Annotated in this window: 17 protein-coding genes and 1 tRNA gene; 12 read left to right on the forward strand and 6 right to left on the reverse strand. The window is 34.4% G+C overall.

Going from position 1 to position 13729, the window contains the following annotated elements; translation table 11 throughout:
* Positions 1-273: hypothetical protein (locus BLP60_RS10350; protein WP_234970995.1), on the forward strand; the 273-nt coding region annotated here is incomplete at its 5' end.
* Between the two features lie 75 nt (positions 274-348).
* Here BLP60_RS10350 and BLP60_RS10355 read toward each other — a convergent pair.
* Positions 349-424, reverse strand: a tRNA-Phe gene (locus tag BLP60_RS10355).
* Positions 425-582: 158 nt separating this feature from the next.
* On the opposite strand from BLP60_RS10355, the gene plsY reads away from it, so the two are divergent.
* Entirely contained in the window at positions 583-1167 is a 585-nt protein-coding gene (gene plsY, locus BLP60_RS10360) for a glycerol-3-phosphate 1-O-acyltransferase PlsY (protein WP_092066706.1), read from the forward strand.
* A gap of 7 nt (positions 1168-1174) precedes the next feature.
* Here the strand turns inward: plsY and hflX are convergent, their stop codons facing one another.
* The 3 genes from hflX to BLP60_RS10375 all read right to left on the reverse strand — a co-directional run bounded on the left by hflX (position 1175) and on the right by BLP60_RS10375 (position 4063).
* Complete coding sequence (gene hflX, locus BLP60_RS10365) at positions 1175-2608, reverse strand: GTPase HflX (protein ID WP_234970996.1); 1434 nt, start codon at positions 2606-2608, stop codon at positions 1175-1177.
* A 199-nt stretch (positions 2609-2807) separates the two neighbouring features.
* Positions 2808-3404 carry an IMP cyclohydrolase gene (locus BLP60_RS10370; protein ID WP_092066710.1) on the reverse strand — a complete coding sequence of 199 codons (597 nt, stop codon included), beginning with the start codon at positions 3402-3404 and terminating at the stop codon, positions 2808-2810.
* A 98-nt stretch (positions 3405-3502) separates the two neighbouring features.
* Entirely contained in the window at positions 3503-4063 is a 561-nt protein-coding gene (locus BLP60_RS10375; RefSeq protein WP_092066712.1) for a tetratricopeptide repeat protein, read from the reverse strand.
* Positions 4064-4360: 297 nt separating this feature from the next.
* On the opposite strand from BLP60_RS10375, the gene flgB reads away from it, so the two are divergent.
* The 10 genes from flgB to BLP60_RS10425 all read left to right on the forward strand — a co-directional run bounded on the left by flgB (position 4361) and on the right by BLP60_RS10425 (position 12881).
* On the forward strand, positions 4361-4771 hold the full coding sequence (gene flgB, locus BLP60_RS10380) for a flagellar basal body rod protein FlgB (protein ID WP_092066714.1): 411 nt from the start codon (positions 4361-4363) through the stop codon (positions 4769-4771).
* The gene (flgC, locus tag BLP60_RS10385) at positions 4771-5208 is read left to right on the forward strand and encodes a flagellar basal body rod protein FlgC (RefSeq protein WP_092066716.1); all 438 of its coding nucleotides are present in this window, start codon (positions 4771-4773) and stop codon (positions 5206-5208) included. The genes flgB and flgC overlap by 1 nt, the downstream gene beginning before the upstream one ends.
* Positions 5209-5229: 21 nt before the next feature.
* Positions 5230-5538, forward strand: coding sequence for a flagellar hook-basal body complex protein FliE (fliE, locus tag BLP60_RS10390; RefSeq protein ID WP_092066718.1), 309 nt, complete (start codon positions 5230-5232; stop codon positions 5536-5538).
* 24 nt (positions 5539-5562) lie between these two features.
* A complete protein-coding gene (gene fliF / locus BLP60_RS10395; RefSeq protein ID WP_092066720.1) occupies positions 5563-7161 on the forward strand; it encodes a flagellar basal-body MS-ring/collar protein FliF in 1599 nt (532 codons plus the stop codon).
* A gap of 1 nt (position 7162) precedes the next feature.
* Positions 7163-8164 carry a flagellar motor switch protein FliG gene (gene fliG, locus BLP60_RS10400; RefSeq protein ID WP_092066722.1) on the forward strand — a complete coding sequence of 334 codons (1002 nt, stop codon included), beginning with the start codon at positions 7163-7165 and terminating at the stop codon, positions 8162-8164.
* Positions 8151-8864 (forward strand): FliH/SctL family protein, encoded by a 714-nt coding sequence (locus BLP60_RS10405; protein ID WP_092066724.1) that lies wholly within the window; start codon positions 8151-8153, stop codon positions 8862-8864. Before fliG ends, BLP60_RS10405 begins: the two co-directional genes overlap by 14 nt.
* A complete protein-coding gene (locus tag BLP60_RS10410) occupies positions 8865-10187 on the forward strand; it encodes a FliI/YscN family ATPase (RefSeq protein ID WP_092066726.1) in 1323 nt (440 codons plus the stop codon).
* Positions 10188-10248: 61 nt separating this feature from the next.
* On the forward strand, positions 10249-10986 hold the full coding sequence (locus BLP60_RS10415; RefSeq protein ID WP_092066728.1) for a cobalt-precorrin-4/precorrin-4 C(11)-methyltransferase: 738 nt from the start codon (positions 10249-10251) through the stop codon (positions 10984-10986).
* 152 nt (positions 10987-11138) lie between these two features.
* Positions 11139-12257, forward strand: coding sequence for an RCC1 domain-containing protein (locus tag BLP60_RS10420; RefSeq protein WP_092066730.1), 1119 nt, complete (start codon positions 11139-11141; stop codon positions 12255-12257).
* A gap of 120 nt (positions 12258-12377) precedes the next feature.
* On the forward strand, positions 12378-12881 hold the full coding sequence (locus tag BLP60_RS10425; protein ID WP_092066732.1) for a nitroreductase family protein: 504 nt from the start codon (positions 12378-12380) through the stop codon (positions 12879-12881).
* A gap of 75 nt (positions 12882-12956) precedes the next feature.
* On the opposite strand, the gene BLP60_RS10430 is transcribed toward BLP60_RS10425, so the two are convergent.
* Positions 12957-13187: a NifU family protein gene (locus BLP60_RS10430; protein WP_092066734.1), complete on the reverse strand. Its 231-nt coding sequence runs from the start codon at positions 13185-13187 to the stop codon at positions 12957-12959.
* Positions 13188-13342: 155 nt separating this feature from the next.
* Positions 13343-13729: autotransporter domain-containing protein (locus BLP60_RS10435; RefSeq protein ID WP_159427733.1), on the reverse strand; the 387-nt coding region annotated here is incomplete at its 5' end.

The following is a 13729-nucleotide window of genomic DNA, read 5'->3' on the forward strand; positions in this document are numbered from 1 at the left end:
AAGACTCAAAAGTCCACATTAATTCCTCGTATAGGTATAGCTAATCACAAGAGGATTACAGGAGATAATAAAGTGGATATGTGGGTGGCAGGTAAGAAGTTTAGTGAAGTAAGTCTTAAAGAAGAAGCAGACGAGACGTATGGATTTATAGGGATGAATGCCAATTATTTTTTACGTTCTAATATAAAACTTTACACAGATTCTGAATTTTCCTTTGGTTCTCACCAAAGAAGAGGTTTCCACCTCTCTCTTGGAGTTATTATCTCCCTTTAAAAGTAAAAGTTTAAGTTTAAACAAAGTAAAAAAGGGATTACAGCTATAGCTGTAATCCCTTGCTATTTAATTAAATGGTGCCGAGGGACAGAATCGAACTGCCGACACGGGGATTTTCAGTCCCCTGCTCTACCGACTGAGCTACCTCGGCACCAGCGAGGACATCCTTTTATAGAAACTTCTTTGATTTGGCAAGAAAATTTTTAAAAAATAAAAAAATTTACAATTTTTCAGGAGATAAGTAAAAGAAAGCAAATAGTAGAGGAGGAAGAGAATTATTTACTTATAAAGTATGGAGGCAAAAAAGGGATGGTTTATTTGACATGGTGGTTATTAGCTTATTTATGTGGAGCGTTTCCTTTTGGTTTATTAATTGGTCAGGTGTTTTGCAAGGTAGACCCTAGGCAACATGGCTCTAAGAACATAGGAGCAACAAATGTTTGCAGGGTTTGTGGGTTAAAATATGGTTTGCTTGTGCTTGGTTTAGACTTATTAAAAGGATTTCTTCCTGTATTCGTTGGATCATTTATTTCTAATTCTCCCTGGTTTTTGTCTTTAACTGCGCTTGCTGCTGTAAGTGGACATATGTTTTCTGTTTTTTTGTATGGGAAGGGTGGAAAGGGAGTTGCTACAACAGTAGGAGTTTGTTTAGCTCTTTTTCCAAAAATTCTTTTAATTGGCTTGATTTTCTTTGTTTTTGCTGTTTGGATAACAGGTTATATCTCTGTTGGTTCTATTTTTTTAGTGACAGTTTTGCCCATGCTTTTATTATTTAGTGAAAAAATATCCTATATGCCTCTTACTCTTGTTCTCGGAGGGCTTGTGATTTTAAAACATAAGGCAAATATCGAGCGCTTAATCGCGGGCACTGAAAAGTCTTGGCGAAAGAAATAGATAAATTCTAAAAAAGCTTTTTTAAAATTTCTTGGGTTAATCTATCTAAACCAAATTTGTTTAAAGCAGAAGTTGGAAAAGCTGAAGGATATTTGTTTTTTAGTTGTTGTTGCTGATCAGCAGTTAATTTATCCCATTTATTTAAAATTAATAAGGTTGTTTTATCTTCTAAGTTAAGTTCTTTTAAAATTTCTTTAACAGCGTTGATTTGATTTTCTAACTGAGGATGGCTGGCATCTGCTACATGTAAAAGTAAATTTGCAGGGCGTAGTTCCTCTAAAGTTGCAGAAAATGCTTGCTTAAGGTCATTTGGTAAATGAGCAATGAAACCTACTGTATCTGTAAAAATTATTTCTTTATTTTTAGGATAACGCATTCTTTTGCTAGTGGGGTCTAGAGTAGCAAAGAGTTTGTCCGCTACAAGTACTTTACTTTGAGTAAGAGTATTTAAAAGAGTTGATTTACCTACATTAGTATATCCTACTAATGCTACAATTGGAATTTGAGACCGTTCACGTAAATTTCTTGCAGTCTGGCGCTGCCTTTTGATCTTATCAAGCTCTTTTTTAATTTTATTAATTCTTTCTCTAATTTTTCTTCTATCTATTTCTAGTTTGGTTTCTCCAGGGCCTCTGCCACCAATACCTCCTGCAAGCCTACTAAAAGCTCGATTTTGTTTTATTAGACGTGGCAAGGTATATTTTAGCTGAGCCATTTCTACCTGAAGCTGCCCAGCCTTGCTCTTTGCGTGTTGAGCAAATATATCTAAAATCAGCTGAGTCCGGTCAATAACTTTGCGTTCTGTAATGTTAGTTAAATTTCTTAATTGAGAAGGAGATAGCTCGCAATCAAAGATTAAAATGGAAGCCCCTTTTTGTAAGGCTATAATTTCGAGTTCTGCTAATTTTCCTTTACCTAAGATATGAGAAGGATTGATTTTTTGAACTCGTTGAATAAAGTATCCGCTTACTTTAAGCCCAGCAGTTTTAGCAAGAGCTTCTAGCTCTTTTAAGGAGTTTTCTTGTACTTTTTTGGATTCAGTGCTTACACTGATGAGTAATGCGTGTTTTTCTCTAATAGTAGGAGAAGCAGATTTACTAATGCGTTCTAATTCTTTTTCTAGATTTTTTGCAGTTGCTAAAGGATTAAAATTAACTTTGTCCCATGGACATAAAGGATATACCTCATAAAGATTATTTTTTCCACCTGTAGGTAGAATATGAGCGCAAGAGTAAGATATAGGAAAGCCTTGGGCTGAAACAGTTAATACTTCTATTGAATCAAGACGTAAAAAAATTAGATCCATCAGGTCTTCATCATTTATCGGCTGGTTTTCTAGATGAGTGTGTAAGAGACGTACTCCACTTAACCTTGCAGGATCATGTTTAGTCCTATTTAAATGGGGAATCACTATTTGCTTGTGATCCCCTATTATCACCATTTCTATAATTCCTTTGCGGTTTATAATGAGACCTATTTGTCTGCCAATAGAGTGACTAATTTTAGCCAATTCTCTGGCATGATGAGAATTATAAGGCTGCTCTAAAGGGAAGCGCCTTGTGTATAATTTATTTAACTCTTTTAGTTGGCTAGGTTTTAAACCTGTAAGATTACCACGTAACTTAGAAATAGGCGTCTCCTTAAGAAGTGTGATGGCTTAAGTAATCAGAAATCATGCGATCATAGTTTGAAGTAAGATTAAAAGTATAAGCTGCCATCTTTTTTCTAAAATCAATGCTTATTCCCTGATGTTTTAGGTATTCTTGTTGGAATTCTGAATAAAATTTAGGATCTGGCAATACACATACAGAATGGAAATTTTTTGCGCCTGCTCTAAGAAGAGTTGGGCCTCCAATATCTATTTGTTCAATAGCATCTCGCAAGCTAAGGGATTGATCAATTGCCATTTTAAAATTGTATAAGTTTACACAGATTAAATCAAAGAAATCTAGATTTAAAGTTTTAAGAGTTTCATGATGTTGTGGATTGTCTTTATCTGCTAAAATCCCTGCATGGACATGTGGATGGAGTGTCTTTACCCTACCATCTAAAATCTCAGGAAAATTAGTAATTTCACTTATAGATATAACCTTTATCCCGTTTTGCTCTAAAATTCGTTTAGTGCCTCCTGTTGAAATAATTTCAACACCTTGCTTTTGTAAAAACTGTGCTAGCTCAGGAAGGCCGCTTTTATCTGTTACGCTTAAAATAGCGCGCTTAATTGGTAGTATTTCCACGTACTCCTCCTTTTTTGAAGCAAACCTGCCAAAAAAAAATTAGGCTCGCAAGTTTTTTCTGTCCGACAATTGTCGGACAGAAAAAGGAGGAGATTTTATTATTTTATCTTTTCTAATAATTCTAAGGCATTTTTATTTTCAGGATCAAAATCTAAAATTTGTTTTAACTCCTTTTTGGCTTCTTGATGTTGGTTTAGGGCATAAAAACATCCAGCCAAAGTATATCTTATTTCAGTTTTAGTAGGATTTAAGGCAAGATAATCCTCTAAATAGGAAATTGCTTCCTCTATTTTATTTAAAGCATAAGCTGCCTGCACCACGCCATAAATAGCAACCAAGTTTTCTGGATTTATACTAAGTGCCTTTTTAAAGAAATTTAATGCGTTTTGTTGCTCTCCTGCTTCAACTTCTAGCAAGCCTAGTCCAGCATAGGCTTTGTCATTTTTAGAATCTACTTCTAAGGTTTTTTGGTAAAGAGTTTTTGCTTTATCTAATTCTCCTTTTTGCACATAAACAGTAGCAAGACCTAGATAGGGGTCAGCATGTTTACCATTGGAAGCGCAGGCTTTTTCATAATATTCTTCAGCCTTACTAAGCTCACCCATGAAAAGATAACATTCTCCTAACTCTTTGTTGATTTCATAATCTAAATTACTCATAACATCTCCTCCCAAAAATGTTTTTTTAAATTTAATGCACCATGCGTGCCAGAATTAAGAACAAGTAGAGTGTTTTATTTTATACAGTGTTGTGTTGTACAAATTGATTGGTTTTTAAAATTTTTAGAAAGCCCTTCTACAGGATCAAGTTAAAGAAGAAAACTTAGTTTTTGGATTGCTAGGGTATATAATACATAGGTTCATTATAGAAGGCCTAAACATTAGAATGATATTTATAAATTTGGAACATAAGTTGCAAAGAAGAGGGTGGTGGTATGTTTGCCAAGGGGGAGAGAAATGAAGACTTTATTTGAGAGTTATTTAACTTGGACAGAGAAATCAATGGATTTACATTTGTTGCGTCAAAATATTGTCGCAACAAATTTAGCTAATCTTGATACGCCTGGATATAAGGCAAAACATGTGGAATTTGAAGAACAATTTAAGGCTGCATTGCAGGCAGAAGAACAAAAAGGGATGACTAGAACAAATAAAAAGCATTTACCCACTCCTTTTAATCCCAATAAAGTAGAACCTACGCTATTAAAGAGTTTGGAGCCTAGAGTTATTCAAGGAGATGATAGTGTGGATTTGGATAAGGAAATGTCTAAAATGGCTAAAAATGCTATGGTGTATAATACCTTAGCTCAAATTGTAAGAAAGAGTTTTGAAAATTTAAAAACAGTTATTCAAGAGGGGGCTAGATAATGGATCTTTTAACGGCTTTAGATATAGGTGCTTCAGGTCTTAGTGCTGAGAGAACGCATTTAAATGTTATTTCTATGAATTTGGCCAATGCCAAAACAACAAGGACTCCTGAGGGAGGGCCTTATAAAAGAAAAACAGTTATTTTTCGTTCAGCTCCTTTGGATACACCTTTTGCCCGGGAGATGAATTCTTTTTTAGATAGAGAGATTAAGGGAGTTAAAGTACAAGCTATTGTTAATGATAATAGACCTCTTAAAAAAGTGTATGATCCTGGGCATCCTGATGCTGATAAAGATGGGTATGTGTATTATCCAGATATTAATGTTGTAGAAGAAATGGCCAATATGATGACCACATTAAGAACGTATGAGGCAAATGTTTCAGTAATTACTACTGTAAAAACCATGTATAATAAGGCCCTCGAGATAGGGCGGTAATTTAAGATTATAGGGGGACTTATGAGTAGTATAAATGCTGTTGGTTTAAAAGCATATTTACAGACTCAAGATTTTGATTTTCAGAAGACTAAAAAGAGTGAAAAGAGCGACAATTCTTTCACAGATACATTAAAAAATTCTTTAAAAAAAGTAAATGATTTACAAGAACAGAAAGAGTCTATGATTAAGTCATTTGCTGCAGGCGAAGAACAAAATATTCATGAACTTATGATAACCTTACAAAAGGCAAATATTGCCATGCAGATGACTTCAGCGGTTAGAAATAAAGTCTTAGAAGCTTATAAAGAGATTATGCATCTTGCTTTTTAATTTTAGGCAAAGGAGAATAAAGGTATGCCTCCTTTTTTAGAAGAAAAAGTTGCTCAAATTAAAAGTCTTTGGAGTAAAAGCACATTAGCCCAGAAAATATTATATGGGGGAATGCTGGCCTCTATTTTAGTTGTAGGTATTGTTTTATTTGTATTATTAAATAATACTTCTTATAAAGTATTGTATTCAAACCTTTATCCAGAAGACGCAGCTAGGGTAGTAGAGGTTTTAAAGAAACAAAAAGTCCCTTATAAACTTGCCAATAATGGCGACACAATTTTAGTGCCTGAAGACAAAGTTTATAATTTGCGTTTGTTTATTGCTGGACAAGGTGTTTTGCATGGGCAGGGTATAGGTTTTGAAATTTTTGATGCAAATAAAATAGGTCAAACAGATTTTGTTCAAAAAATTAATTATCAAAGGGCCCTTCAGGGAGAGTTGGCCAGAACTATCTCAGAATTTGATGAGATTGAGAGTGCAAGAGTACATTTGGTATTACCTAAAAAAAGCCTATTTATAGAGGACAGTGAGCCACCGTCTGCTTCGGTTGTACTTACTTTAAAACCCGGGGCCAGTCTTTCTAAAGAGCAAGTAAGAAGTATTGTGAATTTAATTACTACAGGTGTAGAAGGCATGAGTCCTGATCGAATTACTATTTCTGATAGTAGAGGCAAAGTGTTATACGAGCCAAAAGAGGATATTGTAAATGGACTGTCTTCTACACAATTAGAATATCAGCTTTCCTTAGAAAGAAATTTAGAAAAGAGAATAGAAGAACTGCTTGCACCTATTGTAGGCGGTAGAAATAAGGTTATTGCAAGGGTAAGTGCAGAAGTTGATTTTAGCCGAAAGACTATTCATAAAGAGCTTTATGATCCAGATGTTACTGTAGTAAGAAGTGAACAAAAAACAGAGGAAAGTAGTAAAGGAACTACTAATTTACAAACAGGCTCGCCTGAGCCAGCTTATAGAGGAAGCGGTCTTAGTGGCACTGGGACAACCCAGCAAACTAGTCGTAGTAGTTCGGTTACTAATTATGAGATAAATAAAGAAGAACAACAGATTATTGCTCCTGTGGGAGAGATTAAAAGGCTTAGTGTTGCTGTAGTGGTAGATGGTAAGTATGTAAAAAATGCTAAAGGAGAGTATGTTTATCAGCCTTTGCCTGCTGCTACTTTGGATAGAATTAGAGCTTTAGTTCAAAATGCTATTGGTTATGATAGAGCTAGGGGTGATCAGATAGAGGTCACGAATTTGGCTTTTGGTGTTCCTAAGGTGTCAGAAAAATCTTCCTGGATGCAAAGAGCTCTTAAATATTTTCAATTAGTTGGTAAACCTTTACTAAATACTTTGATTATTTTGCTGTTTATTTTATTAGTAGTAAGGCCAATTGTGATGGCTATTTTGAAACCAGAGGTTAGTGAAGAGGTTGAAGAAGCAGAAGAGCTACCAGAAGGAGAACCTACTTTAGCTTTAGAAGATTTATCCCCAGAGGAGCGAGAGGCTATAGAGGCTCAGAAGAGAATAGAAGATCAAACAGCAATGGCTAAAAAATTAGCCACAGAAGACTTTGAAAGAGCTTTTAAGGTTGTAAAAAGATGGCTAAAAGAGGAGGGGGCATAACTTGGCAGATAAGCTAACAGGTATTCAAAAGACCGCGATTTTACTTTTGGCTTTAGGAGATGACTTTGCTGCTCAAGTTTTTCAAAGATTAGATAGAAGAGAGATTGCAAAGATTTCAAAAGCTATGGTAGAGATGGAAAGTGTTCCTAAAGAGACCGCTGAACAAGTTTTAAGGGAATTTAATGAGACCTTAACTATTAGCAAGGAAATGCTTTTAGGTGGGGTAGATGCAGTTAAGAAATTGCTTGGGCATGTAGATGAAGAAACAGCTAAATATGTAATTGATTCTTTGGATTTAGACTCTGGGCAAATACCTTTTCGTGAACTTACTAATGTTAGTCCTAAAATTTTAGCTCAGATCCTTAGAAATGAGCATCCTCAGACCTTAGCTCTCATTATAGGTCATTTACCTCCTGAACATGCAGCAGACTTGCTTTCGCAATTACCTCCAGGAGCAAGGCCAGAAGTGTTAATGCGTTTAGCTAAGTTGGAATCTGTTCCTGAAGAAATGCTTTTGGAAGTGGATAAGGTTTTACAGAGTCAATTAATTGCCATTGGAGCAAAAGAAGGGAAAAAGGTCGGAGGAGTGCAAGCTGTGGCAGAAATTCTTAATGCTGTGGAAAGAAGTATTGAAGAAGAAGTGCTTTCAGAAATCGAAGAAGAATCCTCGCAATTGGCAGAAGAAATTAGACAGCTCATGTTTGTTTTTGAAGACATTTTACATCTAGATGATAGGGCTATTAGAGAGGTCTTAAAAGAAATTAGTAATGAAGACTTAACTCTGGCTTTAAAGACTGCTTCAGAAGAGTTAAAAGAGAAGTTCTTTTCTAATCTTTCTGAAAGAGCTGCCAACATGATTAAAGAAGACTTAGAAATAATGGGGCCAGTTAAGCTTTCAGATGTTGAGGCAGCCCAACAAAATATAGTGAAGGTGGTAAGAAGATTAGAAGCAGAAGGAAGAATTGTAATTGGTGGTAAAGGTGGAGGAGATGTCCTTGTCTAATGATACTAAAAATATTTCTAACATCGGAAGAATTATTATTGGCCTTGAATCCAAAGAACTGGAAGAAATAGAATATAGACCTAGCTATATGCCGCCAGAAGAAATTCAGAAAAGAGTTTTAGAAGGAGCTCAGAAAAAGGCTCAACAGAAAGCTAAAGAGATATTAAGTCAGGCTTTAAAAGAGGCAGAACAGATAAAAAAACAAGCTTTTCAAGAGGGATATGAGGCGGGTAAGAAACAAGCAGAAGCAGAAGTAAAAACTTTACGTAAGGAATTAGTTGATAAATGGGTAAGTTTTTTTAATCTATTAGAGCAGGAAAAGTTTAAAATTTTTTCTACTTATAAGACGGACTTGGTTCTTTTGGTAAGAAGGGCTGTAGAAAGGGTAGTTAATTTTGTGTTAGAAACAAAGCATGAACAGGTTATAGAAGGACTTCTTAAGGAGGCTTTGGAATTTATTCAGAACAAAAAAGAACTTTGTATTAAGGTAAATCCTGAAGATAAAGCAGTTTTAGAAGAAGTATTGAGCCAGATAAAACAGGATTATCCTAATTTGCATGTGGCTCAAATAAAAACTGACCCTAATATTGGCAGGGGAGGGGTTATTGTGGAAAATGGTAATGGATTGGTCGACAATCAAGTGGAGGAAAGATTAAAAGAAATAGATAAAATTTTAGCTAGGCTTGAGTTGAGGGTATAAGTGGACTTGAAATCTTGCCTAAATTTTTTAGAAGATATTACTCTTGCTTCAATTTATGGTCGCGTTAGCAAGGTTGTTGGTTTAGTAGTAGAAGGACAAGGGATTAAGGCCTCTTTGGGTTCAACATGTGAGATTTTATCTGATGGGAAAATCCTACCAGCAGAAGTTGTTGGTTTTAAAGATGATAGAGTTTTATTTATGCCATATGGAGATATAAGAGGAATTTCTCCTGGTAGCTTAATTAAAAATTCTGCGCATCCACCTGTTATTCCTGTTAGTGAGGACTTATTAGGCAGAACAATTGATGCCTTTGGCCATTTTTTAGACAATGGCTCAGAAATTACTCCTAAAAGTTTTTATCCCCTTTATAATAGCCCACCATCTCCTTTAGATCGACCTCGGATTACTGAACCTTTAGATGTAGGCATTAGAGCCATAAATGGACTTCTTACTTTAGGTAAGGGGCAGCGTGTTGGTATTATGGCGGGCTCAGGAGTAGGTAAAAGTACTTTAATGGGAATGATTGCTAGGTATACAAAAGCAGATGTCAATGTAATTGCCTTGGTTGGAGAACGAGGTAGAGAGGTTAGAGAGTTTATAGAAAAAGATTTGGGTCCTGATGGACTGAGCCGTTCTGTATTAGTAGTAGCTACTTCAGATCAAAGTCCTCTTATTAGAATGAGAGCAGCATATGCAGCTACAAGTGTAGCAGAATTTTTTCGAGATCAAGGAAAAGATGTGTTATTAATGATGGATTCTGTTACTAGATTTGCTATGGCTGCTAGAGAAGTGGGATTGGCAGCAGGAGAACCTCCTACTACTAGAGGATACACTCCTACAGTATTTACCCATTTACCTAGACTTTTGGAGAGAGCAGGCACCTCTGCTAAAGGAACTATAACAGGTATATATACTGTTTTAGTAGAGGGAGATGACTTTAACGAACCAGTTGCAGATGCTGTTCGTTCTATCCTAGATGGGCATATTGTGTTGACCAGAGAGCTTGCTGATCAAGGGCATTATCCTTCAATTGATGTGTTAAAGAGTATTAGTAGATTAAGAACAGACGTTACGCCTAAAGAGATAGTTCATGCTGGACAGAAGGTCTTATCTTTTTTATCTACTTATAAGAGAGTAGAAGACATGTTAAATATTGGCGCTTATGCTAAAGGTAGTAATCCTGAAATAGATAAGGCTGTAGAACTTATAGGTCCTATTACTAAATTTTTACAGCAACCTGTTGAGGAACGCTCTACCCTTGAAGAAAGCTTTTTGGCATTAAAGTCTATACTTTCTCAGGAAAAAGATAAATCTTCTGTTTAAGTATTGTTAATTAGACGTAAGGAACTAAAAAAATTAGTAATTATTAAGAGTAGACAATAGAATGGAAAGAGTAGTTTATTTTATTGGAGCTGGACCTGGAGATCCAGAGCTTATTACAGTAAAAGCAAAAAAATTGATAGATAAGGCGAATGTTATAGTTTATGCTGGCTCGTTAGTGCCTAAAAGTATTTTTGCTTCTTCTCAAGCAACAGAAGTGATTGATAGTTCTAAGATATGTTTAGAGGATATTGTAGATATATTAGAACATCATTATAACCAAAATAAAATAGTTGTGCGTTTACATACAGGAGATCCTTCTTTGTATGGAGCTATTTGGGAGCAATTGACCCTTTTAGAGCAAAGGGGAGTTAAATGTGAGATTATTCCTGGAGTCACTTCTGCATTTGCCTTGGCTGCTAGGGTCAAAAAACCCTTTACCTATCCCTATGGAAATCAAACTTTAATTTTTACTCGTCTATCTGGAAAAACTCCTGTACCTAGTGCCCAAAATTTAAAACATTTAGCTAAAACAAAAAGTAGCTTAGCTATTTATTTGTCTGCTACAAAAGGCCCTTTGATTCAAAAAGTCTTACTTAATGCTGGTTATCCAAAAAAAACAACAGTGGTTATAGGTTATGCGGTTAGTTGGCCTCAAGAAGAAATCATTGTAACATCTTTAGATAAACTTCACGAGATATGTAATAATATAAACTATACAAAGCATCTTTTATATCTTGTTTTGCCAGATCAAGGCAAAAATAGGTCATTATTATATCAGCAAGCCCCTTCTAAAATTTAAGCACTTTTTATTTCTATTTTTTCACAATTTTGTAACAAAATCGACTTATTTTTGATTAATTTTTTTGGTTTTTATGTAGTCTCCTAGTTATTCTCAAAATCTTTTTAAATTTTTAATTTAGAAAAGATTTGTATTTCATGAGGGAGGAATAAATGAACAAAAGATTAGCATTTATTTTGTTGTGTTGCGTTGTTTTAGCATGTGTAGGTGGTTGTTTTTATTTTGAATTGTTTTCAGAAAACTCGTCTAGCATATCTATTTCAGCAGGGGCTCAGCATTCCTTAATAGTAAAAAATGGTAAACTTTATGGAGCAGGAAATAATGAATGTGGACAGTTAGGAGATGGTTCAATAATTGATAAAGGTACTTTTGAGTTTATTATGAAAAATGTTGATAAAGTTAAGGCAGGTTCTTTTTATTCTTTGATTTTAAAAAAAGATAATTCTTTATGGGCTGTAGGTCGTAATGGACACGGTGAACTAGGCATTGGTACTGTGTTAGATAAACGTTTTCCAGTAAAGGTTATAGATAATGTAAGAGATATGTGGGTTGGGGAAATGCATACATTTTTTTTAAAGCAAAATGGAACACTATTAGGATGTGGGTTTAATTATCATGGACAATTGGCTAGTAATGAATGGTATAATAAACTTTTTCCCATAAAGATTAAAAAGAAAAATGGGGAAGTTTTTAATAAGGTTAAAATGGCTGCTTTAGGATATGGACATAGTTTGGTTTTAACCAAAGATGGGGTTTTGTGGGGAATAGGAAATAATAAATATGGTCAGTTGGGTAAGACAAGAGAAGAAGATGTTTGTAAGCCCATTAAAATTGCTGAAAATGTTTTATATGTAGATGCAGGTTTATTTTTTACTTTATTTGTGAAAAGAGATTACACTCTATGGGGGTTAGGTAATAACGACTATGGACAATTGGGAGATGGTAGTAGAAAAAATAAATTTACTCCAGTAAAAATAATGAATGATGTAAAAAAAGTATCAGCAGGAGTAGGATTTACTATGATTTTAAAATCAGATGGTTCTTTATGGGCTGTAGGTAATAATGAATACGGGCAGTTGGGAACAGGAGACAATAAAAATAGACTTTTACCTGTAGAGGTTTTATGTTGTGTGAAGGATGTTGTAGCAGGTTATTATCATACTCTAGTATTAAAAAAAGATGATACTATATGGGCAACAGGAAATAATGAATATGGACAGCTAGGAGATGGAACATTTGTAAATAAAAATGAGTTTATTCGGGTGTTTTAATTGAATTTTTAGAAATTATAATCGTATAAAGAAATATTGTGTTTTTATTTTTTATAATTTAGTGTACTCTTAAGTTTAAATAAAAAAAAGTTAGGACATATCCTTTATTGGGAGTAGGTTATGGAAGTTTTAGAAGCCATTTTGCAAAGAAGAAGTATTCGTAAATTTACAGACAAGGATGTTTCAAAGGAAGATGTTTTAAAAATTTTAGAAGCAGGAAAGTGGGCTCCCTCAGGTTTGAATAATCAGCCTTGGCGATTTTTAGTAGTAACTGATGAAGATAGAAAATTAAAATTGGCAACGTGTACAAAATATGCGTCTATTGTTAGGCAGGCTAAGGTGTTAATTGTTGTTTTTTTAGACAAACAAGCCTCTTATCATAAAATAAAAGATGCTCAAGCAATTGGAGCCTGTATTCAAAATATGTTGCTAGCTATTTGTGATTTGGGATTGGGAGGAGTTTGGTTAGGAGAAATTTTAAATCAAGAAAAAAAAGTTCATGAGATATTAAAAACAGATTGTAAAAATTTAGAATTAATGGCTGTAATTGCTTTCGGACACCCTGCTCAAAAAGGCAGTTCTTCTCGTAAAGATTTACAAGAATTACTTTTAGAGGACTTTTAATTAAAAATTGGTAATTCTATGATGTTTTTCCCATATCCACAAACTTTTTGTTAAGTTTGGGATATGGGAAATTTTTTAATCTTGAACAGCTTCTACGCCTTTAAGAGAAGGGATCTCTTTTAAAAGTAATCTTTCTATGCCATTTTTTAAAGTCATTTGGGCCATAGGGCATCCATGACATGCGCCTTGTAATTTTACTTTAACAATACCATTATCTGTTACTTCCACTAACTCTACATCTCCGCCATCGGCTTGAAGCATTGGCCTTACTTTATCCAATACTTCTTCTACCTTGTTTTTTAACATAAAGACTCCTTTTTGGGTTTTTCTTATTTTAGTATTTTCATATCTTTTTCTATTAATTATTTAAAGTTACTTTGACAAGAAAACTTTTAGATACAAAAAATAAAACTCCCATAAGAATAATTTGTTCCTTATGGGAGTTTTAATTGGGAATAGATTTAAAGGGAGATAATAACTCCAAGAGAGAGGTGGAAACCTCTTCTTTGGTGAGAACCAAAGGAAAATTCAGAATCTGTGTAAAGTTTTATATTGGAGCGTAAAAAATAATTGGCATTCATCCCTATAAATCCATATGTCTCGTCTGCTTCTTCTTTAAGACTTACTTCACTAAACTTCTTACCTGCCACCCACATATCCACTTTATTATCTCCTGTAATCCTCTTGTGATTAGCTATACCTATACGAGGAATTAATGTGGACTTTTGAGTCTTAGTGATAAAGTTTAACTCCCCTCTACTGGTTAAAAAGCCTGATGTCCTCTTATCTACTTTTAATCCTGCATCATCTTTGTATTCATCCATCTTTAGATAAAGATAACCTATTCT

Source organism: Desulfonauticus submarinus, from assembly GCF_900104045.1.
Classification (GTDB): Bacteria; Desulfobacterota; Desulfovibrionia; order Desulfovibrionales; family Desulfonatronovibrionaceae; genus Desulfonauticus; species Desulfonauticus submarinus.

Excerpts from the sequence above, each read along its gene's own strand:
- fliE (WP_092066718.1), top strand. The coding sequence starts at position 5,230 with ATGAGTAGTATAAATGCTGTTGGTTTAAAAGCATATTTACAGACTCAA.
- plsY (WP_092066706.1), top strand. The coding sequence starts at position 583 with ATGGTTTATTTGACATGGTGGTTATTAGCTTATTTATGTGGAGCGTTT.
- BLP60_RS10425 (WP_092066732.1), top strand. The coding sequence starts at position 12,378 with ATGGAAGTTTTAGAAGCCATTTTGCAAAGAAGAAGTATTCGTAAATTT.
- BLP60_RS10420 (WP_092066730.1), top strand. The coding sequence starts at position 11,139 with ATGAACAAAAGATTAGCATTTATTTTGTTGTGTTGCGTTGTTTTAGCA.
- BLP60_RS10430 (WP_092066734.1), bottom strand. The coding sequence starts at position 13,187 with ATGTTAAAAAACAAGGTAGAAGAAGTATTGGATAAAGTAAGGCCAATG.
- flgB (WP_092066714.1), top strand. The coding sequence starts at position 4,361 with ATGAAGACTTTATTTGAGAGTTATTTAACTTGGACAGAGAAATCAATG.
- BLP60_RS10375 (WP_092066712.1), bottom strand. The coding sequence starts at position 4,063 with ATGAGTAATTTAGATTATGAAATCAACAAAGAGTTAGGAGAATGTTAT.
- fliF (WP_092066720.1), top strand. The coding sequence starts at position 5,563 with ATGCCTCCTTTTTTAGAAGAAAAAGTTGCTCAAATTAAAAGTCTTTGG.
- hflX (WP_234970996.1), bottom strand. The coding sequence starts at position 2,608 with ATGGTGATAATAGGGGATCACAAGCAAATAGTGATTCCCCATTTAAAT.
- BLP60_RS10405 (WP_092066724.1), top strand. The coding sequence starts at position 8,151 with ATGTCCTTGTCTAATGATACTAAAAATATTTCTAACATCGGAAGAATT.
- BLP60_RS10415 (WP_092066728.1), top strand. The coding sequence starts at position 10,249 with ATGGAAAGAGTAGTTTATTTTATTGGAGCTGGACCTGGAGATCCAGAG.
- flgC (WP_092066716.1), top strand. The coding sequence starts at position 4,771 with ATGGATCTTTTAACGGCTTTAGATATAGGTGCTTCAGGTCTTAGTGCT.